Annotated in this window: 20 protein-coding genes and 1 pseudogene; 14 read left to right on the plus strand and 7 right to left on the minus strand. The window is 66.4% G+C overall.

Annotated features, from left to right (window positions below):
- Positions 1-148: 148 nt before the first annotated feature.
- The 4 genes and pseudogenes from J8I87_RS23105 (at position 149) to J8I87_RS23120 (ending at position 4,936) form a co-directional block, all read left to right on the plus strand.
- A pseudogene (locus J8I87_RS23105) lies at positions 149-1,627 on the plus strand (PLP-dependent aminotransferase family protein).
- A gap of 276 nt (positions 1,628-1,903) precedes the next feature.
- The gene (gene pstS / locus J8I87_RS23110) at positions 1,904-2,935 is read left to right on the plus strand and encodes a phosphate ABC transporter substrate-binding protein PstS (protein ID WP_209934262.1); all 1,032 of its coding nucleotides are present in this window, start codon (positions 1,904-1,906) and stop codon (positions 2,933-2,935) included.
- A gap of 183 nt (positions 2,936-3,118) precedes the next feature.
- Positions 3,119-3,331 carry a hypothetical protein gene (locus J8I87_RS23115; RefSeq protein ID WP_209934263.1) on the plus strand — a complete coding sequence of 71 codons (213 nt, stop codon included), beginning with the start codon at positions 3,119-3,121 and terminating at the stop codon, positions 3,329-3,331.
- Between the two features lie 492 nt (positions 3,332-3,823).
- Positions 3,824-4,936 carry a J domain-containing protein gene (locus tag J8I87_RS23120; protein WP_209934264.1) on the plus strand — a complete coding sequence of 371 codons (1,113 nt, stop codon included), beginning with the start codon at positions 3,824-3,826 and terminating at the stop codon, positions 4,934-4,936.
- A 247-nt stretch (positions 4,937-5,183) separates the two neighbouring features.
- On the opposite strand, the gene J8I87_RS23125 is transcribed toward J8I87_RS23120, so the two are convergent.
- Together J8I87_RS23125 and J8I87_RS23130 are read right to left on the minus strand one after the other, a co-directional pair.
- Positions 5,184-5,630, minus strand: a complete 447-nt coding sequence (locus J8I87_RS23125; protein ID WP_209934265.1) for a tellurite resistance TerB family protein — start codon at positions 5,628-5,630, stop codon at positions 5,184-5,186.
- A 73-nt stretch (positions 5,631-5,703) separates the two neighbouring features.
- Complete coding sequence (locus J8I87_RS23130) at positions 5,704-5,892, minus strand: DUF3563 family protein (RefSeq protein WP_209934267.1); 189 nt, start codon at positions 5,890-5,892, stop codon at positions 5,704-5,706.
- A 375-nt stretch (positions 5,893-6,267) separates the two neighbouring features.
- Between J8I87_RS23130 and J8I87_RS23135 the strand changes: the two genes are divergently transcribed.
- From J8I87_RS23135 to J8I87_RS23160, 6 genes are all read left to right on the plus strand, one after another.
- A complete protein-coding gene (locus tag J8I87_RS23135) occupies positions 6,268-6,534 on the plus strand; it encodes a hypothetical protein (RefSeq protein ID WP_209934308.1) in 267 nt (88 codons plus the stop codon).
- Positions 6,535-6,653: 119 nt separating this feature from the next.
- Positions 6,654-6,962, plus strand: a complete 309-nt coding sequence (locus tag J8I87_RS23140; RefSeq protein ID WP_209934268.1) for a DUF4148 domain-containing protein — start codon at positions 6,654-6,656, stop codon at positions 6,960-6,962.
- 207 nt (positions 6,963-7,169) lie between these two features.
- Positions 7,170-8,498, plus strand: coding sequence for a sensor histidine kinase (locus J8I87_RS23145; RefSeq protein WP_209934269.1), 1,329 nt, complete (start codon positions 7,170-7,172; stop codon positions 8,496-8,498).
- A 12-nt stretch (positions 8,499-8,510) separates the two neighbouring features.
- Positions 8,511-8,825 carry a hypothetical protein gene (locus J8I87_RS23150; protein WP_209934270.1) on the plus strand — a complete coding sequence of 105 codons (315 nt, stop codon included), beginning with the start codon at positions 8,511-8,513 and terminating at the stop codon, positions 8,823-8,825.
- A gap of 52 nt (positions 8,826-8,877) precedes the next feature.
- Positions 8,878-9,552, plus strand: coding sequence for a response regulator transcription factor (locus tag J8I87_RS23155; protein ID WP_209934271.1), 675 nt, complete (start codon positions 8,878-8,880; stop codon positions 9,550-9,552).
- Between the two features lie 401 nt (positions 9,553-9,953).
- Positions 9,954-10,268, plus strand: a complete 315-nt coding sequence (locus J8I87_RS23160; RefSeq protein ID WP_209934311.1) for a hypothetical protein — start codon at positions 9,954-9,956, stop codon at positions 10,266-10,268.
- A 93-nt stretch (positions 10,269-10,361) separates the two neighbouring features.
- Here J8I87_RS23160 and J8I87_RS23165 read toward each other — a convergent pair whose 3' ends face one another.
- The 3 genes from J8I87_RS23165 to J8I87_RS23175 form a co-directional block, all read right to left on the minus strand.
- On the minus strand, positions 10,362-11,615 hold the full coding sequence (locus J8I87_RS23165) for an MFS transporter (RefSeq protein WP_209934272.1): 1,254 nt from the start codon (positions 11,613-11,615) through the stop codon (positions 10,362-10,364).
- A 114-nt stretch (positions 11,616-11,729) separates the two neighbouring features.
- Positions 11,730-12,671 (minus strand): LysR substrate-binding domain-containing protein, encoded by a 942-nt coding sequence (locus J8I87_RS23170; protein WP_209934273.1) that lies wholly within the window; start codon positions 12,669-12,671, stop codon positions 11,730-11,732.
- Positions 12,672-12,789: 118 nt separating this feature from the next.
- Positions 12,790-13,011 carry an FmdB family zinc ribbon protein gene (locus tag J8I87_RS23175; RefSeq protein WP_209934275.1) on the minus strand — a complete coding sequence of 74 codons (222 nt, stop codon included), beginning with the start codon at positions 13,009-13,011 and terminating at the stop codon, positions 12,790-12,792.
- Positions 13,012-13,291: 280 nt separating this feature from the next.
- Here J8I87_RS23175 and J8I87_RS23180 point away from each other — a divergent pair, with 280 nt between their 5' ends.
- The gene (locus J8I87_RS23180) at positions 13,292-13,879 is read left to right on the plus strand and encodes an SLATT domain-containing protein (RefSeq protein ID WP_209934276.1); all 588 of its coding nucleotides are present in this window, start codon (positions 13,292-13,294) and stop codon (positions 13,877-13,879) included.
- Positions 13,880-14,244: 365 nt separating this feature from the next.
- Here the strand turns inward: J8I87_RS23180 and J8I87_RS23185 are convergent, their stop codons facing one another.
- Positions 14,245-15,195 (minus strand): PTS sugar transporter subunit IIA, encoded by a 951-nt coding sequence (locus tag J8I87_RS23185; RefSeq protein ID WP_209934277.1) that lies wholly within the window; start codon positions 15,193-15,195, stop codon positions 14,245-14,247.
- 208 nt (positions 15,196-15,403) lie between these two features.
- Here J8I87_RS23185 and J8I87_RS23190 point away from each other — a divergent pair, with 208 nt between their 5' ends.
- From J8I87_RS23190 to J8I87_RS23200, 3 genes are all read left to right on the plus strand, one after another.
- Complete coding sequence (locus tag J8I87_RS23190; RefSeq protein ID WP_209934278.1) at positions 15,404-16,093, plus strand: glutathione S-transferase C-terminal domain-containing protein; 690 nt, start codon at positions 15,404-15,406, stop codon at positions 16,091-16,093.
- Positions 16,094-16,226: 133 nt separating this feature from the next.
- Positions 16,227-16,817: a YSC84-related protein gene (locus J8I87_RS23195; RefSeq protein WP_209934279.1), complete on the plus strand. Its 591-nt coding sequence runs from the start codon at positions 16,227-16,229 to the stop codon at positions 16,815-16,817.
- Positions 16,818-16,985: 168 nt separating this feature from the next.
- On the plus strand, positions 16,986-17,531 hold the full coding sequence (locus J8I87_RS23200; RefSeq protein WP_209934280.1) for a universal stress protein: 546 nt from the start codon (positions 16,986-16,988) through the stop codon (positions 17,529-17,531).
- Between the two features lie 34 nt (positions 17,532-17,565).
- Here the strand turns inward: J8I87_RS23200 and J8I87_RS23205 are convergent, their stop codons facing one another.
- A complete protein-coding gene (locus tag J8I87_RS23205; protein ID WP_209934281.1) occupies positions 17,566-20,376 on the minus strand; it encodes an Hsp70 family protein in 2,811 nt (936 codons plus the stop codon).
- Positions 20,377-20,390 lie beyond the last annotated feature (14 nt).

Here is a 20,390-nt window from a genome sequence, read left to right on the forward strand (position 1 = left end):
ACAGCCTAAGGACGGCTCATCAAGCGCAACAGACTCACACGGCTAGAATCTGTACCGATACAGCGGTTGATTTTCGTTGCCTGTTTCGGTCTGAATTCTCGCGTTCTGTATCTGTTGAACCGTTGGAGCAGCAGGCACGATCGCAAGGATGAATCAGTTGATCGACGAGCTACTTCAGATCGTGCCCGAGACGGACGCGCCCCTCTATGAACGCCTCGCCGGGCACTATCGACGCGTGATTTCGTCCGGGACGCTCTCGCCCGGCGACCGGATGCCGTCGGTGCGCGCGTTGATGAGCCAGCATCACGTGAGTCTGTCGACGGCGATCGAGGTTTTGCGCCGGCTGGAAGACACGGGCTGGGTGCAGGCGAGGCCACGCTCGGGCTACTTCGTGCGGCGCGCGCCTGGCTCGACACTGCCGAGCGTCGCCGAGCCGGAGATTCCGACGCTGCCCGAACCGGCGCTACGTCGGTCTGCATGAACGGATCTCGCGCGTGATCGAGCGGGCTCACGCGTTTCCCGATGCGCTGAATCTGGGTGGCGCGACGGCCGACGCCGCGCTGTATCGGACGCAACGCCTGCAGGCGCTTGCAGCACGCGTGCTGCGCCATCGGCCGACGTTGCTGACAGAAGTGGGCGAGGACGGCGGCTCGGTCGAACTCAGGCAGGCGGTCGCGAAACGTGCGCTGCTGGCGGGCGTCACGCTCGCGCCCGACGACGTGCTCGTGACGAGCGCGGCGTCGAAGCCGTGAACCTCGCGCTGCGCGCCGTCGCCCAGCCTGGCGACACGATTGCCGTCGAATCGCCGGCGTTTTTCGGGCTGCTGCAGATTCTCGAAAGCCTCGGTCTGCGCGCGCTCGAAATACCGACCAGCCCGACGACGGGCCTGTCGCTCGAAGCGCTCGACATCGCGCTGACGACATGCCCGGGCGTCAAGGCGCTCGTCGTCGTGCCGAATCTGCGGAATCCCCTCGGCTGCGTGATGCCGGACGCGCGCAAGGCGGAACCGGTGCGGCTATGCGCGCGCCATCGTGTCGCGGTGATCGAAGACGAGCCATACCGCGAACTGATCGATGATCAGCCGGAACGGGCGCGGCCGCTGAAGGCGTGGGACCGCGACGGCGGCGTGATTTACTGCGTGTCGCTGAAGGTGCTCGCGCCGGGGATGCGCCTTGGCTGGATGTCGTCGGGGCGGTGGCGGGCGCGCGTGCGGCTGTTGAAGTTCGCGCAGACGCGTCATAACGAGTCGCTGGCGCAGTTCGTCGCCGCCGAGTTCATCGGCTCGGGCACGTACGAACGGCATCTGCATCGCCTGCGCGAGAAGTTGCGCGTGCAGCGCGAGGCGAGCGCCGACGCCGTCGGCCGCTATTTCCCTTCCGGCACGCGCCTGAGCCTGCCGCCTGGGGGACTGTTGCTGTGGGTGGCGCTGCCCGACGGCGCATCGTCGGATGCGCTTTTCGAGGCCGCATTGCCGCACGGCATCCGGATCGCGCCCGGATCGATCTTCTCGAACTCGGCGCGTTTTCGCTCGTACATCCGTTTGAGCTGCCCGCGTCCTTTCGATGAGCGCATGGACGCCGCGCTTCGCCAGCTCGGCCATCTGGCCGCGCGGCTGGACGCGGCCTGAAGCGGGGGCATGAATCGGCGGCCTGGATCGGCGGCGTAGAGCGGCAGTCTGAAGCGGCGGCGTAAAGCGGTGGCGTAAAGCGGCAGTCCGAAGCGGCGGCGCAAAGCGGTAGTCCGAAGCGGTGGCCCCAATCGGTGGCCACGGTGCATCGGCCGCGAGGCGGATTCGTCTGGCCGGACGCGACCGCGCGAGCGGCCGTTGCGATCGTCACCGCAATGTCATGATGCGCGGCTAATTTCGAAACGTACCCATACAAAACTTTCGAGGAGGCGCAACATGAAACTCGCTCTTTTCGCAGCGGCCGGCCTGATCGGCGCGCTCTCCGGTTCCTTCGCACAGGCGGCCGACATTACGGGCGCAGGAAGCACGTTCGCGGCGCCGATCTACACGAAATGGGCTGACGCATATCAGAAAACGGGCGGCGCGCGGATCAACTACCAAGGTATTGGTTCGTCGGGCGGCATCAAGCAGGTGCTCGCCAAGACCGTCGACTTCGCCGGTTCTGACGCGCCCCTCAAGGACGAAGAGCTCGCAAAGGACGGCTTGTTCCAGTTTCCGACCGTGGTCGGCGGTGTCGTGCCCGTCGTCAATCTGCCGGGCGTGAAGTCGGGCTCAATCGTGCTGTCGGGCCCCGTGCTCGGTGACATCTTCCTCGGCAAGATCAAGAAGTGGAACGACCCGGCGATCGCCGCGCTCAATCCGGGCGTGAAGCTCCCCGACACCGACATCGCCGTTGTGCGCCGCGCGGACGGTTCGGGCACGAGCTTCATCTGGACGCACTATCTGTCGCAGGTGAACCCGGAATGGAAGAGCAAGGTCGGCGAAGGCACGACGGTCAACTGGCCGACGGGCACGGGCGGCAAGGGTAACGACGGCGTCGCGGCATTCGTGCAGCGGCTGCCCGGCGCGATCGGCTATGTCGAATGGGCGTACGCGAAGCAGAACAAGCTCACGTACACGTCGCTGAAGAATTCGGCGGGCGCGGTGGTCGAGCCGAAGACGGAAACCTTCAAGGCGGCCGCGGCGGGCGCCGAGTGGTCGAAGTCGTTCTATCAGATCCTGACCAACGAGCCGGGCAAGGACGCATGGCCGGTCGTCGGCGCGACGTTCGTGCTGCTGCATTCGTCGCAGGACAAGCCTGACCACGGCAAGGAAACGCTCAAGTTCTTCGACTGGGCGTTCAAGAACGGCAACCAGACGGCACAGGAACTCGACTACATCACGCTGCCGGATGCCGTCGTGTCGGAAATCCGGACCCAGTGGAAGGCGAAGGTCAAGGACGCATCGGGCAAGCCGATCGCCGATTGATCTGAAAATACGCACAAAATCGGACCGGCGTGCAAAAACGCCGGCCGTCATTGAACAGTAACGGGGCGCCGCGATAATGCGATTCTTGGCCCGAGAGCAGATGCGATCGGGCGTGAGGCGAGCGTCCGCCGTTTGCGGCGGAGCGCGTCTCGAGCCCGCTCTACTGAAGCCAGAAACGTATCAATGACCATTCCCATGCTGACGACACACCGAGGGTACCGTTTGCAGGCCAGCGCCGAAATTGGCGAAGATGGCCTGCACGCGGCCGATCTGATCATCGAAAAACCGGGTCTGCCGCCTCGCGCGTTCAACGCGCTCGATTACTTCTACGACGGAGAGCAGGCGCTCAAGTACGCGACCGCGTGGGGCCGCATCTGGGTCGACATGAAAGGCTGATTCCGCATCCGGTGGACAACCGCCCCGCGCGTTCTGAATTCATACGATTACCTTACTTGTGCGTCGCAGCCAGTGTATGGCGTCGCACGCAGCCGTTCCGATGATGCTCGACCGTTGCGTCCGTGCCCGATACGATGGAGCGTGATGGAGCACGTTTGTTTGCCGGCTGATCTCGCCTGCGCCGGCGGTCCGACTCGTGCGATGAATGATTCGCCGGATGCTTCGCCGGATGCTTCGATACGGTCGGCGCATCGGGCGACGCGCAAGAGCGTAGCCGGCAGGCGGCGGAACCGGGCCCGCGGCTGCCCGGCCGGTTGAGCGCCCGAGCGGCGCGTGCCGCGTTGCACGAAACAGGGACGGCGCGGGAAAAAGTGCGGCCTCGTACACGGCCGCGCATCGAAAGCCGTTGTTCGGCCGCATCCGCAAACGGCCGGTGCGTCCGCGCTCGCGTAGAATCATCACAAAAGACCAGCACGGCAACCGGGGACGGTCGTGAAGATTCACAGCCATTACGACAATCTGAAAGTCTCGCGGGATGCGCCGCAGGAGGTGATCCGCGCGGCTTATCGGACCTTGTGTCAAAAATATCACCCCGACCGGCGGATCGACGATCCCGACGCCGAGCGGGTGATGAAGATCATCAACGCGTCCTATGCGGTGTTGAGCGATCCCGTGCAACGCAAGGAGCACGACGAATGGCTCGCACGCAAGGAACGCGAAGCGGCAGCGGCGGCCGCTGCCTCGGCCGCGCCGTCGCGTCAAGCGCCTCCCGCCGCGCAGAAGATGAACTGGCAGACGGCCACACAGGCGAGGCCACGTGCGGCGCCGCGTCCTGAGCCGCGCGCGAGCACATGGTCGTCGCAGGCGCGTATCGATCCGCGCGCCACACGGCGCAAGCCGCGTGCATCGTTCCGCTTGTTTCGAGGCAAGATCTCGCTGCGAAGCTGGGTGGCCATCGGCGCGTGCGCGTTGTTCGGCTACCTGACGATCAGCGAATCGACGACGCCGTGGCCGTACACGCGCAACACGGCGTCGTATGGCTCGTCGTACGATTCGCGCGGCCGCGCGGAGCCGGGAAGCGGTGCGGACGGCGACCGGCGCGCGCTCGCCGCGTTGTCGGCGGCGCAGGCGGCGACGTCGCCCTGGTCGCGCGATGTGTCCGTGTCCACCAGCGACACCGCGGGGCGTCACGAGTTCGTGCGGCCCTCGCTCGCGCCGAACGGCTTGCCGTGGCCGACGGAAGCGGGCTATCTCGACGGGATGTCCGTGGGCGCGTCGGGCGGCCATTCATCGGTGACGATCGACAATTCCGTCAATCCCTTCGACGTGTACGGCAAGCTGGTCTTCAATGCCTCCGTGTTCGATCAGCCCGTGCGCCACTTCTTCGTGCCGGCGGGGCACACGTTCACACTGACGGGCGTTGCGCCGGGCAACTACGAGATTCGCTACCAGAACCTCGCCGACGGCAGCCTGTATAAGTCGCGAGGCTTCGGACTCACGGAGCTGCCCTCCGGCAACGGCATCGACGCGACCAACGTCAGCGTCACGCTGTACCCGCTGCCCGGCAACGAGCGGCCGGCGACGATCGGCCAGGGCGAGTTCTGATCCGCTTGCGGCATCATGCGGCGACGCGCCGTCGCGCCGCGGCGCTCGTTTCACCCTTGTTGCACCACTACATCCTCTATCACCCGATTCCGCCGACACTCACGGGCACGTTGCCTGCCGGCGTGACGCGCCGTTGGTTGCGCGCGCAAGGAGCGCGCGGCAGCGCATCGGTCGAACGGATACATAAAGCGCTCTACCGCCAGGGCGATCGGGGCGCCCGGCGGGAACGAGGCATTGCTTGCAGGCGTCAGCCGGCCGGCATCTGCGCAAGCGTCAGCGTGCGGCGCGGGCGCGCCGTTTCGTGCGCTTCCGGCATCTGCCATGCGGTACGAAGCAGGCGGATGAACACGGCCTCGCCTTCCGTGATGTGCCCGTCCGCGTGCGCGCCTTCCTTGCACAGCGCCACCACTTCACGGCGCAGCCGCTCGTCCTTGACGTCGTGGGCGAGGGCGAAGATCACGGCGGGGTCAAGCCGGCATGTATCGCCCCAGTTCAGATAAGCCGTCGTCGTGAGGTCTTCGCACATCTGCTGGATGACGGCGAGCATTTTTCCGCGGTCCATGTTCAGCCGCTGCTCCATGCCATAGCGCTCGAGTGCTTCGAGTTCGTCGATGCCCACGTGGCCGTCCGCCAGCAGGCACGCGGCCACGAGACGGGCGGCGGCCTCAGGGCTGTCGCATCGATAGTGTCGCATTTCGGATCTCCTTTGCCTGGTTTCCGATTGGTACCGGTCGGTACCGATTGATTGCGGGTGAGCGCGCGGCGCCTCACGCGATCCAGTCGCGCGGCTTCACGCTCGAGTGCACGTGAAACGGATAGCCGCTGTCGTCGTCGAGATTGCGCATGCGGCGTTCGAGATCGGCAAGATCGGTCGCCGACGCGAGGTAGTCTTCGCGTTCGCGATCGCGGGACGACATGAACAGTGAGTCGAGACGTTGTGCGAGTTCGTTCAACATGATGTGCTCCTTCAGTAGTGCAACGAGAGAGGAACGCGCCGGCGAACAGGGTGTTCGCGTGGCGGCGTGCAGGCGATGCGTGCGCTGGATGTTGCGGGCCGGTCGCTTGCCGGTGAGAGTCGCTGCATCGACGGAATGGATCGTAGGCGCGGTGAATTAGCCGGAAATGAGAAGCGGGGTGCGCATTCCGCCGTGCAATCGGCGCTTATGGCATGACGTGATATAAGCGCGATTGCTCGCGCGCGATCGTTCAGCGTTGCTCCATGTCGCTTCATGTCGCGATAGCCGCGCTCATTCCCGGCTCATTCTCGGCGCACAGAATGCGATTCGAGCGATGCATGAATGGACACGGCATCGGACATCAAGGAGAACGACATGAAAGGGATTCGCCACATTGCAGTTGCCGGCGTGCTGGGCTTCGGGCTGGTGAGCGCCGCGCAGGCGCATGTATTCGTCGGCGTGGGCGTTGGGCTTCCCGTCGCCCCCGTCGTGCCCGTCGTGGCTGTGCGCTTTTATGCGCCGCCGCCAACATATTACGTGGCGCCTGCGCCCGTCTATGCGCCGCCGACCGTGGTGGCCGGCTACTGGGGCGCGCCGCATCCGTCGTATGGCCGCTACTACGGCTATGGCTATTGGCGTTGAAGCGCGCGTCAGATGAACCACATGCCCGCTCATTCTTTTCTAATTGTCGATCTTTACGATGAGCTTCATCGCAAACGATGCCTGACAGAAGGCTCAATCAATCACTGGAGGGAAGCATCATGAAATCGCTGATTCAAACGGCTGCAGTGGCCATGCTTGTCGCACTGCCCATCGCCGCATTCGCGCAAACGAATGCACCTGTCACCCGCGCCGAAGTGCAGGCAGAACTCGCGCAACTCGAAAGGGCGGGATACAACCCGGCCGCCGACAACGCGCACTATCCCGCCAGCCTCGAAGCCGCACAGGCTCGCATCGACGCGCAAGGTGCGGGCGGATACGGAGGCGTCGCCGATAGCGCGTCGCAGGGCGGATCGGCTTTTCATCCGCAATACGACGTCGGCATGAAGTCGATCTACGTCGGACATTGAAGGCTGGCCGGTTCCGGCAAGCCCTCGACCATCGAGCCGCGGGCGCGCAGAATTTTCTGCGCGCCCGCATCGTTGTCACTGCAATCAGGAGGGCGTGCAGCGCGGTGTAGAATCGGCTCGCATCGTCGGGACGCCGCGTGACGGGAATCGCGTTGCGCCGTCCCGGTCCACCTGCAAACCTCTTCCGCGGACGGCACGCTGCATATCATGTCCATGCCCAAGATCCGGTCGCTAAGAAATCAACTCGTGCTTGCGTTGTGTGTGCTGGTGAGCATCGTCGGCGTGGTGCAGGGCGTCAGTTCATATCAATTGTCGAAGGCGGGCATGAGCGCGCTGCTCGATCTGCGTCTCGAACAGGTGGCGACGCGCCTGTACCGCAGCGGACTGGCCGAGTCGTTGCCCGCGATTCCCTTGCGCGGTTCGCAACCCGAGCGGGACATCGTCCTCACCGTCTGGAAAGAAGGCATAGAGACCCCTTTCCGCTCGACGGAGCCGTCGCTGGCGCTGCCGCGCAATGCCGAACCGGGCTTCACGACGGAAGTGGTGAACGGCGAAAGCTGGCGCATCTACACGCTGCGCGAGCCTTCGACCGTGGTTCAGGTCGCGCAGCGCTCCCGCGTGCGCCACGAACTCGCGGAAGCGCGCTCGCTGAATACGCTGTGGCCGATGATCGTGCTCGTGCCGCTGGTGTGGGTCGCCGTGCTGCTGGTGGTGCGGCGCGCGCTGCGCCGTCTCACGCGGCTGGGCGCGCAGGTGCAGTCGATCGACATGACGCATTTCCAGCAACTATCGACCTCGGGCGTGCCGACTGAAATACGCCCGTTCATTGTTTCGATCAACAAAATGATCGAACGTCTCGAGCAATCGATCGAAAGCGAACGCAAGTTCATCTCCGATGCCGCGCATGAATTGCGCACGCCGCTTACCGCGCTGCAATTGCAGGCCGACAATCTGCAGCCGCATATCGCGCCCGGCAATCAGGAGCGTTTTCGCGAGCTGCAAAGCGGCATCAGGCGCAGCGGCCGGCTGATCGCGCAGCTCTTGCGGCTCGCGCGCGCCGACGCCACGCTGAAGGCGGATACGGTGACGCGCGTCGACGTCTCGGCCGTGGTCGTCGAAGCCGTCGCGGAAGTGCTGCCGATCGCGATGCAGCGCGGCATCGACATCGGCGCCGACGAGATGACGAGCGCCCATGTGCGCGCGAACGAATCCGATATCGGCATCGCGCTGCGCAACCTGGTGAGCAACGCGATCCGCTATACGCCGGACGGCGGCAAGGTCGATCTGGGCATCCACGTGCGGGACGGCATGGTGTGGATCGAAGTCGTCGACACGGGGCCGGGCATCGACGAGGCGCTGCTGCCGCGCGTTTTCGACCGCTTTTTCCGTGCGAATGTGCAGATCGAGGGCAGCGGTCTGGGTCTCGCGATCGTGCAGGCCATCGTGAACCGGCATGGCGGAGAGGCGCATTTGCGCAACCGCACGGATGGTCAGTCGGGCATCGTCGCGTCGATCGGTTTTCCTGCCGTGCCGTGAGCGCGAAAGCGCGTGTGCGGCACGCTCATTCTTCCGTCACTCTTTGCGCCCAGCATCGAACTGTTGGAGCAGGCCCCTCTGGTTCTGGCAACGGCGATCGGTCAAGCCAGAATCCTTCGGCCGACTGCGCAAGCGGTCGGCTTTTTTTCGGCCTTCATTTTGGCCGTCACATCGCGCCGCGCGCGACGTCGGCTCAGTTATGATGCGATGTGGCCGGTGCGGAATGTCGGGTTCGGTTGGTTCGGCTGGTTCGATTGGTTCGCACGGGCGGGCTACGGCCTGGAATCGCAAGCAGCTGCGGGCGCGCAGGGTGCCGCGGGCGGCTGAACGGTCCGCGTGCCGCAGCCAGTGACATTTTCGTTGCTGTGGATACGACATCATGCGAGTGCTACTGGTTGAAGACGATCTGCAGATCGGCCAAAGTCTGATGCGCGCGCTGCAGGACGCGGACTACAGCGTCGACTGGGTGCGCGACGGCAATGCAGGCAGCGCGGCCATGGCCGCCGCCGAATACACCGTCGTGCTGCTCGATCTCGGCTTGCCCGGCATGGGCGGCATCGAATTGCTGAGGGCATCGCGCGCGGCGGGCAACAAGGTGCCCGTTTTGATCCTCACCGCGCGCGACGACCTCGACGCGCGCGTCCAGGGCCTCGACGTGGGCGCCGACGACTACGTGCTCAAACCCTTCGACGTTCCCGAACTGCTCGCGCGCATCCGCGCCGTCCTGCGCCGCAAGGCGGGCTACGCGTCGTCGCGTCTGGGCGACGATGCGCTGAGCCTCGATCTCGACAGGCGTACGCTCTGTTGCAACGGCGTGTCGTCGGTGCTGTCGGCGCGCGAGTTCGCGCTGATGCTCGCGTTTCTCGAACGCCCCGGCACGATCCTGTCGCGCGACCAGCTCGAAGACAAGCTGTACGGCTGGGGCAAGGAAGTCGAGAGCAATGCCGTCGACGTGCTCATCCATTCCGTGCGCAAGAAGTTCGGGCAATCGGTGATACGCAACGTGCGCGGCCTGGGCTGGACCGTCATGCTGGGCGATACGCCGAAGACGTGACAATGGCTGCGCCGCGCAGCCTCGATTTTCCGCTTATTTTCCGCTCACTCCGAACCGGCACACTCTTCTCGACCACCCAGCAATCACGCTGATGATCTGTCGAGGAGAAAGCGATGAGAGGCATTGCGCAAGTTCAAGTCGTTGATGGATGCAACGATGGGCGCGACGCGCCCGCGTTGAGCGCACGCGTCCTGTGCTGCACGAGCACGCGGATCGCCGTGCATGTCGATTGCACGATGCAGCGCAGCGGCGCGACCGCGAACCGTCCACCCCCCTATGCAGTGCCTGTCTGCGTCAAGCACCGCACGCGGGCGACGGCGCGTACGGGCTCGCGCGTGCGAGATCGGCACTGCGCAGGCTGGGAAGACGGTTGCGGTTCGACACGGCAGTGAGGCAAGGCCATGGCGAACCATCCGGCTATCGACGGGCAGTCCGCACATGATGCGCCGAGCTGGCAGGCGCGCGTCGTTCGATGGGCGATGCCGCCCATCGTGTCGCGGCGCTTTTGCCCATGCCGCGCGTCCGTTCCCGATGTCGCGCAGGTGCGCGCACGCATGCACCGGCCGTCGATGCCGGGCGCGTTGCCGTGCTTCGCGCCGTTCCTGCCCGAAGCGAATCAGGCGTTGCGGCAGGCGGCGATGTTCGCGCGGCGCTGCCTCGCGACGCGCAAGAGCCAGGCTGCTCGTGTCACGGCCGCTCGTGTCACGGCTGAATGAGACGGGCTGGCGTGCCGTGGTCCCGCAAAAAAAAAGACGGCATGAGCCGTCCGCGAAACGAGCCGGGGCTGGCCTCTGGAAGTCTGGAGAGCTTCACGCGCGCGCCGGCTGCGCAGGCGTGCCCGAAGCATGAACGGTATCGTCGATCGGGAAATGCAGCAGCGCGGCGAACAGTCCCGCTAACGCCGTCGCGGCCCAGATCGGCGTGTACGAGCCCGTCATGTCGAACACGAAGCCGCCGAGCCACGCGCCGAGAAACGAACCCAACTGATGGCTGAGAAACACCACGCCGAACAGCGTGCCCAGATGCCGCGTGCCGAACACCTTCGCGATGAGCCCGCTCGTGAGCGGCACTGTGCCGAGCCACGTCAGACCCATCACGGCCGCGAACAGCACGACGGAGAGCGTCGACTTCGGCAGCAGGAAAAAGGCGGCGATCGTCGCACCGCGTATCAGGTACAGCCAGCCGAGCACATGTTGCTGGCGAAAGCGCCCGCCGAGCCAGCCGCACGCCCAGCTGCCCGCCATGTTGAAGAGGCCGATCAGCGCGAGCGCGGTTGCGCCGAGTCCCATCGGCATATGGCATAGCGTCAGATAGCCGGGCAGATGCGTGGCGATGAACGCAAGCTGGAAGCCGCACGTGAAGAAGCCGAGCGTGAGCAGCCGGTAGCCGCGATGCCGGCGCGCGTGCGCGAGCGTGTCGCGCAACGACACCGTGGCGGGCGACGCGTCCCCGTGCGGCGTTGCCGCGCCGTTGCGGCGATCGAGCAGGAGGCCGAACGGCGCGGCGACCAGCATCAGGAAGGCGAGCGCGAACAGCGACGTGGATACGCCCGACGTTTCGCGGACGATCTGCGCGAAGGGCACCATCAGCACCTGTCCGAGCGAGCCGCCCGCGCTTGCGATGCCCATCGCCATGCTGCGCTGCTCGGGTGTCGCGACGCGGCCGACGGCCGTCAGCACGACGCCGAACGTCGTGCAGCTCACGCCGATGCCGACCAGCAAGCCGAGTCCCGCGACGAGCGCGAGGCCTGACGGCGCGGCTGCCGCCAGCGCGAGGCCCGCTGCGAAGGTGGTGGCGCCGAACGCGACGACGGGCGCGGCGCCGTAGCGGTCCGCCGCGGCGCCCGCGAACGGCTGTGCGAATCCCCACACGAGATTGTGCAGCGCAATCGCAAAGGCAATCAGCGTGACGGGCAGGCCACGGTCGAACGAAAACGGCCCGATGAACAGGCCGAAGGTTTGCCGGATGCCCATCGCGGCGCTCAGGATCAGCGCGGCCGCGACGATCACGTAGAGCGTCGGGTTCTTCAGGGATGCTGCGCAAGTGGATCTGACCGTCGACATGTTTCGTTCCTCCTCGCGGGCATCGTCGCAGCAGCGTGGCCGCGCGACAAACGAAAAGTTTTCGGCGTCAGATGAAGAAAATTCACTTGCGGGCGGTCGATCCGACCTTCTGCATCAGCGCGCGTCAGCGGCGGAAGACTGGGCTTCGTGGACGGAAGCTTCCGCGCCGAACGCTTGCGCTTCCTGAATCAGCCAGCGCCTGAACGCCTGCAGATCGGGCCGCTCGTCCTCGCCTGCCGCGCTGACGAGCCAATACGCCGTCTTCGCCTCGACGCTCGACGCGCTCGCGGCGACGAGCGTGCCCGCGTCGAGTTCGCGGTTCACGAGCGGACGTCTGCCTATCGCCACGCCCATGCCCGTGATCGCCGCTTCGAGTGCGAGCTGGATCGTGTCGAAGCGCAGGCCGCCTGACGCATCGATGTCGCCGGGCCCGGCGTTGTCCAGCCACGCCTGCCAGTCTTCGCTGGCCGTATCGACATGAATCAGCGTCGCGCGGCGCAGGTCGACGTTGCCGTGCGCATCGAGCAGCGTATCGCGATACGCGCGGCTGCAGACGGGCACGAGCCGCTCGCCGAACAGCCGGCTCCAGTCGCTGCCCGGCACCGGTCCGCGGCTCAGGTGGATGCCGAAGTCGAAGCCGTCGATGGGAAAGCCGACCTGACGCCGCGACGTATCGACGGACACGTCGATGCCCGGCCAGCGCGCGCGAAACGCGTGCAGGCGCGGCACGAGCCAGCGCACGGCGAGCGTCGGCGCGCAGCTCACTGCGATCGTGCGATGCGTGCGGCCGTCGGGCAGCCGCTGCGTGCCGAGCGCGATCAGCGAGAACGCTTCGGCGATGTACGGGAAATAGAGTTCGCCTGCGGGCGTCAGCGACAGCTTGCGCGGCTCGCGCACGAAGAGGGCGACGCCGAGCGTTTCTTCGAGCGCGACGATGCCGTGGCTCACCGCGCTCGGCGTCAAGTTGAGTTCGGCGGCGGCGAGCTTGAAACTGCCGTGCCGCGCCGCTGCCTCGAAGAAACGCAGCGAATTCAGCGGAGGCAGGCGAAGCGGCATGACGCATCCTTCGACGGTGACGGCGGGCGGGCAGGCAGCCATGCGCGCAGGACGCGGCTTGAGACTATCCACGCGCCGGATGCGCTGCAAGCGGGTGCCGCGACATCGACGGGTTTGTTCAAGGACAGCACGAGCAGCCTCGATGCCGCATGCCATAGCTGCCGGCGCCTTCGGACGCGTCGTTCGCCGAGCCGCCGCCGAGCAGCGCTGGCGCGCCGATCCGCACGCGTTCGGCGGACGTGCCGCAGCGTGGGCAATCAACAGGTTCGTCCCGCTCGGCGATGCGCCGCACTGCTTCAAAGGCGCCGCAATCGGCGCACTCGTAGTCGTACACAGGCATAGGTTGTTCCGTCGTCATTCGCACCGCGCGTGATGCGATCCAGCGCTTGTGCCGGCTATTGCGCGTGCGTTCGTGAAAGCCGTCCGGCTTCAGCAGCTGTCATCGTACCGAATCTGCGGCGCCTGCGTGGCGCTCCGGCACGAAACACAGGCGCACGCATGTGCCGTTCCTGCCGCTCTCGCCTGCACGTGATGCGCACGCGGGCGGCGCGCAACGGCTGCCGCGGCGAGCACCGCGCGATGCTATGCTGGCCTTTCCCCGTCGAAGAGAGGCAGCAGGCATGACGATGGTCGATACGCACGCGCAATCCGGGGCCGGTCCCGGTTCCCGCGCTGGTTCGAATGCCCATAGCGAGTACACGCCGCCCGTCAACGAGGACGAGCTTCTGCTGAAGTGGATACGCCGCGCGCGCGAATCGCAGAAGAGCCATTACGACATGGCCGATCTGCTCGCCGCGCGCAACCGCCTGTTCGGCGTCGCCGTAACGGTGATTTCGGCTGTGGTCGGCACGACAGTGTTCCTGTCGCTGGTAGCGTCGGCGGACTCGCCGTGGGCGCGGCTCGTCGTTGGGCTCGTCAGCATTGCGGCCGCTGTGTCGGCGGCGCTGCAAACCTTCCTGCGTTATGCGGAGCGCGCCGAGGAGCATCGTGCGGCGGGCGCACGCTATGGGGCCGTCAGGCGCCGGCTGGAAGCGATCTACGCGGACGAGCCGGGCGCGCGCGAAGGCCGTCAGCTGAGCGAAGTGCGCGGCATCCTCGACAGGCTCGCGGAAGACTCGCCGAGTGTGCCGCCGAGGGTTTTCCGGCGGACGCAGCAGACGTTGCGCGTCGCGGCGGCACATGGCCGCGACGCCGGCGGATGGGAATGAGCGACGCGCGCAGCCGAACTACGCGCGAACTACGGTCGCAGCCGAACTACGCGCGAACTACGGTCGCAGCCGAACTACGCGCGAACTACGGTCGCAGCCGAACTACGCGCGAACTACGGTCGCAGCCGAACTACGTGCGAACTAGGGTCGCAGCCGAACCACGTGCGAACTACACGCGCAGCCGAACTACGCGCGAACTACGGTCGCAGCCGAACCACGCGCGAACTACGGTCACAGCCGAACCACGTGCGAACTACGCGCGCAGCCGAACCACCTGCGAACTACGCGCGCAGCCGAACCACCTGCGAACTACGCGCGCAGCCGAACCACCTGCGAACTACGCGCGTAGCCGAACCACCTGCGAACTACGCGCGCAGCCGCGCGCCCGCGCGCGAGGACGGGGCGCGCATCGGCATCGGCGACGGCATCGCGGGGCCATCGCCGCCCGTATCGCTGCTGAACAGGCGGCACGCTTCGCTTGCGCTGCCGCATGCATGCAGGCGCTCGCGGAAATGCTGGTCGCAAAAGCGCTGAGCGACGTCGGCGAGCAGATTCAAATGCATCGTGTGCGCGCCTTCGGGCACGAAGAGCGCGATCACGTCGCTGACGGGCTTCGCGTCGGGGGCATCGAAGTCGATTGGCACGGCGGGCCGCACATACATGACGACAGCCGTGCGCAAGCCGGCGATCTGGCTGTGCGGCACGGCAACGCCTTGTCCGAGGCCCGTCGAGCCCAGCGCTTCACGCGTATTCAGTCCCGCGACCACGTCGGCTGCCGGGATGCCGCAGCGAGCTTCGCACAACGCGCCCAGTTGCGCGAACAGCGCCGCGCGATCCGTGGCGCTCACGTCGAGCAGCACGTTGTCGACGCTCAGCAGCCGGTCGAGCGTCTGCCCGTCGTCATCCGGCGGCGTCGCGTGGCGCGCGGGCCGCAGCGCGTTCGCGGCCTTGGTCCACGAGTTTGAGCGTACCAGGTCGCGCCAGCCTTCCGTCGGTGCTTCGGGAATCTCGAACAGATGACCGAACTGCGCGGCGGGCGCAATCCGCGTCACCTGTTCGATTGCGCCGTTCACGGCGTCTTTCGGCAAATACAGCGACAGTTGCACCCGCCCGGTATGCGGCAGCGTCGCGATGCGGATCGTCCACGGCTGGCCCGCGCAGTCGCGCGTGAGCGCGCGGCGCAACGGCGTGACATGCTGGGCGTCGAGTGTCACGCGCATCATGACGCTGCGGCTGTCCGCGTGACCCCGCGGAATATCCTCGCGGCTGCGGTGGATGCCGAAAATCGCGCGCAGAATGGCCCTGGTTTTTGTCATGTCCCTTCTCCAGCCTTTGACACAGTTCCTAGCGTAGCGCGATCCGCATTAAAGCCGAATAAAAAAGCAGCTTCTTGCGGCTGCATGAAATGTGGGGTGTCGCACGCAGGGCGGCGGGAATAGGTGTTAAAGAACGCATGCCGCCGCGATGCTTCGTCCGCAGATGCGTTCCAATCCCGACCACCCGCACGCGCCCGGAGGCCCGTTCATGCTGACGCTCTACTCGTATCCCGATCTGTTCGGCGTCGCCGACAACAATCCGTTCGGTCTGAAAGTGTTCGCGTTCATGCGGCTGTGCGGACTCGATTTCGAGCACCGCCACATTCTCGATACGTCGCTCGCGCCGCGTGGGCAGTTGCCGTATCTGTCGGACGACGGCGAGACAGTCGGCGACAGCGACGCGATCATCGCGTACCTGACGAAGACGCGCGGCCTGCGCATCGACAGCGCGCTGTCGCCGGGCCAGCTGAATCTCGACTTGCTGGTGCGCCGCACACTCGACGATCTCTACTGGCCAATGAGCTATTCGCGCTGGCGCGACGAGCGCTACTGGCCGGCGTTTCGCGACGCCGTGCTGCGCGAGCATGCCGACGCGAGCGCGAGCACGCTCGAAGCGGCGCGCGAATATAACCGGCAGCGCTATCACTACCAGGGCATCGGCCGCTACGAGCCGGATCAGGTGTACGCGCGCGGCATCGGTGACTTGCGCGTGGTGGCCGATCTGCTCGGCGACAGCGGATTCGTGTTCGGCCCCGAGCCTGCGAGCATCGACGCCGCGATCTACGGCTTTGCCGCGAACATTTACTTCTATGAGATCGATACGCCGTTGAAGGCGTTCGTGTTGTCTCGCCCCGCGCTGGTCAGGCATTGTCTCGCCGTGCACGAGCGTGTGGCCTGAGGCTGAATGTGTACCCGAAGCGTGTGCCGGAAGGAACTTGCACGCCGCATCGAAGGTCATCGGATATCAGAACGATCCGGCTACTGCCGCCAACGGTTCCTGCAAGGGAGAGACGACAACGATGCAAACCACCATGCCCCGCCGCCGATTCATCGCCGTGACCACTGCCGCGCTTGCCACGGGCGGGCTCGCGCTTGCGGGCTGCACGACCACGGGCCCGTCGTCCGACAACACGCCCGAAGCGAATGCGGGCAAGCGCCAGTCGATTGACGCCGACGTCAATGGGACGCTCGCGCGTCTGTTCGACAGCATCGGCGGGTCACGGGAACTGGCCGGCAAGTCGCGCGGCATGCTCGTGTTTCCGTCGGTGATCTCGGCGGGCTTCTGGTTCGGCGGGCAGTACGGGCAGGGCGCGCTGCGCATCGGCGGACAGACGACGGGCTACTACAGCATCGCGGCGGCGTCGTTCGGCTTGCAGATCGGCGCGCAATCGAAGGCAATCGTGATGCTGTTCATGACGGACGACGCGCTCAGCAGCTTCACGCGCAGCCAGGGCTGGGCGGCGGGCGTCGATGCGACGGTCGCCGTGCTGAAGGTCGGCGCTAATGGCAACGTCGATACATCGACGGCGACTAACCCCGTTGAAGCGTTCGTGCTCACGAACGGCGGGCTGATGGCGGGCGTGTCGCTCGAAGGCTCGAAGATTTCGCGCCTGATCATCTGATCGCGTCGGGTGCAGCGCGCTTGCCGGGTCATCGCCGTTCATCCGTCGGCTTATCGTCAGTCGAGTCCCGCTTCGCATTCATCACGCGCGCTGCGCTTTGCTCATTCGACGCTAAGTTTCGCGCCGCATCATGCTTGCATCCCGCAGACGCAAAGGACGGAGGCAAACATGGTCAAGCACATTCTGGTAGCAGTCGGCGCGAACCGAAACGACGCAGTGCTCGCGACAGCCATCGACAAGGCGCGCCGCACGGGCGCGCGACTCACGGCGGTGTATATCGTCGATACGATGCCGTGGTGGGCGATGACGAGCGTCGAGTATGGTTGCATCGATACGCTGCAACTGGTTCACGAACTCGAGCGCACGGTCGAACGCCGCTGCCTCGAAACCTTCGAACTCGACGCGTGGGACATTCACACGCGGGCCATCACGGTGCCGCTGGAAGGCAACAGCGTGGGCCGCGCAATCGCGAAGCTGGCGGATGAGCTCGACGCGGATCTGATCGTGGTCGGCGCGGGTCGCGGATCGAAATGGCGCTTCTGGGAAGAACGGATGAGCGATGTGGTCGGCCGATGCACGCGCCGCTCGGTGCTGATCGCGATGCCGGCGAAGCCTGCGGCCGGCGCGCCGGCAAGCGATGCAGCGGCCAGCCAGGCCGATCGAGCCGCTGCACCGTGCAGGCCGCGCGCGAGCGTGCGCACGCACGCCGTCTGAAGTTCGCGCGCGGCGCCCGACGCGCCAACGCGCGTTATGCGCCGCCGATCAGCTTGAGCCCGGCGGGCAACGATTCGCCGAATACGCGGCCCGTGTCGGCCTCGTCGAGCGCGACGGTCTCGCGGACCATCCGGACCCATGCGGGCGCGGCGTTGAGCGCTTCGAGCCGGCGTATCACGGTTTCGCGCGCGTCGTCGGGCAAGTCGCGCGAACGGTCGCCCGTCATCCGCGACAACTGCACGGCGGCGAACGCGGCGGGCTCGACTTTTTTCCAGTCGAGCGCGAGCACGGCATCGAGCCAGGGCAGCGCGACCTCGGGCGGCACCACGCCATGTGCGCTGCCATAGAACGGCAAGCGCGCACCGATGCGGCCGATCGCCCACCACGCCTGATGATTCTCCGCAGGCTTGCGCAGCCGTTCGAGCAGGTTTTGCGCGAGCGCGATCTTGCGCTCGACGGAAATGCGCTCCAGCGATGCCTGCACGCGGATCATGTCCGCGTAGCCGACCTTCGCGGGATCGAACGGCAGCTTCTGCTTTTTGATGCTGGCCGCCTGCAGGAAGTCCATCGCGTCGAGAAGCTGCAGCTGCGCGTCTTCGTTCAGGCCGCCTGCCGCGCGCCGCCATAGCGTCCACCACTCGGACCACACCTGGCTTTCGTTGATGTACTGAATGCCGTCGTCGAAGATCGACCAGAGTTGTTCGACGCGCCATTCATCGAGCGGATAGCCGAAGCCCGGACGCACGCAATAGCCCATCAGATTGAGCCACAGCCGCTCGTGATCCGCAGAGCGCCGCCTGCGTTTCGCGCGCTCCCACAACGCGCCGAACAGCTCGCGTAGCAGCGCGACGTCCCAGCTTTCACGCGCTCCGAGCGCATGTTCGAGTTGCGCGCGCAGCCGCTTCACTTCATTGCGTCCGACGTTCGACGAGCGCGCGCCGAACGTGCGCTCGATCAGCTCGATCGCGTGATCGAGCGACGGATGGCGTCCGGGCTGCCCTTGTTCGTCCGTGGCCGCCGCCGCTTCGTCGCGCCGCAATTCAAATTGCAGCAGCCAGCGTTGTGACGGATCGTCGGTGGCGATGCAGTTCACTTCGAGCGTGCCGACTTCCGTCATCGACGTGGTCAGCCTGACGCGCCGCTCGTCGGCATCGGACGCGTGACGGCGCTGCACGACCGTCGCGATGGGCGGCAGACGCACGAAATCGCCTTGCGACAGATCGGCGAGTTCGCCCGGCGCAAAGCGCGTATCGGCGACCGTCGACATCAGGTGAAAACGCACGGGCTGACCGAGCCGCAATGCGAACATGCGGTCGTCGAGATGGACCTCGTGCGCTTCCTCCGTGCCGCGCGGCAGCAGGCAGATGCCCTCGTTGCCGTCGAGCACGAGGAAGTAGCTGCGCGCCGAGCCGCCGCCGATGCGCGGCGCGAAACCCGCGCGCGCAAGACCATAGGCGACGGCGCCGCGCGCCACCGCGACGTCGGGATGATCGTTCTGCAATACGTGCAGCGGCTTGCCACGCCATCCAGCGAGCGTGTCCGCGAGCCGTTGCGTGAGCGGCTGAGCGCGGAAAACGCCGCCGTTGAGCAGCAGCGTGTCGGGCACGGGCGGCGTGCCGTCACCGCCGCCGAGCGCTTCGCGCGCTTGCGCGGCGAGCCGCGTCAGGAAGGCCGCGACGTGCCGCGTGACGGCGGGGTCGCTTGCATACGGCAGGCCGAATTCGACGATCGCCGCGCGCGAGCGGCGCGGCGCGTCGTCCGCCGCCACGCACGGGAAGAACCCGTCGACGACGACCTGCTCGATCTCGTCGCGCGTCACATGGATGGTGCGCGCGCCGCCGATCACACGCGAGCCCGCGCCGAGCAGCGTGATCGCGGCGGACTCGGGCGGGTTTGCGTCGAGTAGCTGTTCCTTCGCGACGCGGCAGCGCTCGACGAGCTGCGACAGGCTCGCCGCCGACAGGCGAGGCTGGCCGTCCTGCGACTGCGCGAGCCGCGTTTCGACCAGCCGCGCCAGCGCGAGGTCCATGTTGTCGCCGCCGAGCATCAGATGGTTGCCCACGCCGATGCGCGTCAGTTGCGGCTCGCCGGCGGCATCGACGTGCACCTTGATGAGCGTGAGATCCGTGGTGCCGCCGCCGACGTCGCAGATCAGCACGAGCCGCGTATCGGCGAGTTCGTCGGCAAGACTCGCGCGATGGCGGAACAGCCAGTCGTAGAACGCGGCCTGCGGTTCTTCGAGCAGCCGCAGCGCGGGCAGTTTCGCGAGACGCGCGGCTTCGAGCGTCAATGCGCGCGCGCCTTCGTCGAACGAAGCGGGCACCGTGAGGACCACGTTCTGGTCTTCCAGCGCGGCGTGGGGAAAGCGCGCATTCCACGCGGCGCGCACATGCGCGAGGTAGCTCGCGCTCGCAGCGACGGGCGAGACCTTCGCGACGTCGTCGGGCGCGCCCCACGGCAGAATCGGCGCGAGCCGGTCCACGGATGCATGCGACAGCCAGCTCTTCGCGCTCGTCACGAGCCGCCCCGGAACCTGCGCGCCGAGCGCGCGCGCAAGCCGCCCGATGACGGGCGCTGGCGCCGCTCCCGCGTCCTTCGGCTGATCCGCTGCGCGCGACCACGGCAGTTGCAGGTCGGCCGGATTCAGCTCGCCCGCAGCCGGGTGATAGCGCACGGACGGCAACAGCGGCCGCGCGCCCACTTCGCCGGGCGCGACCAGCTGATCGACATCGAACACACGGATGTCGTCGGAGCCCGGCGCGACATACGCGACGACCGTGTTGCTCGTGCCGAGATCGATGCCGACCGTGTAGCGCCCGGCTGACTGCTTCTGCTTTTGCTTCATCGAAGGCTTGTGAG

The organism is Paraburkholderia sp. LEh10 (assembly GCF_017814945.1).
Classification (GTDB): Bacteria; Pseudomonadota; Gammaproteobacteria; order Burkholderiales; family Burkholderiaceae; genus Paraburkholderia.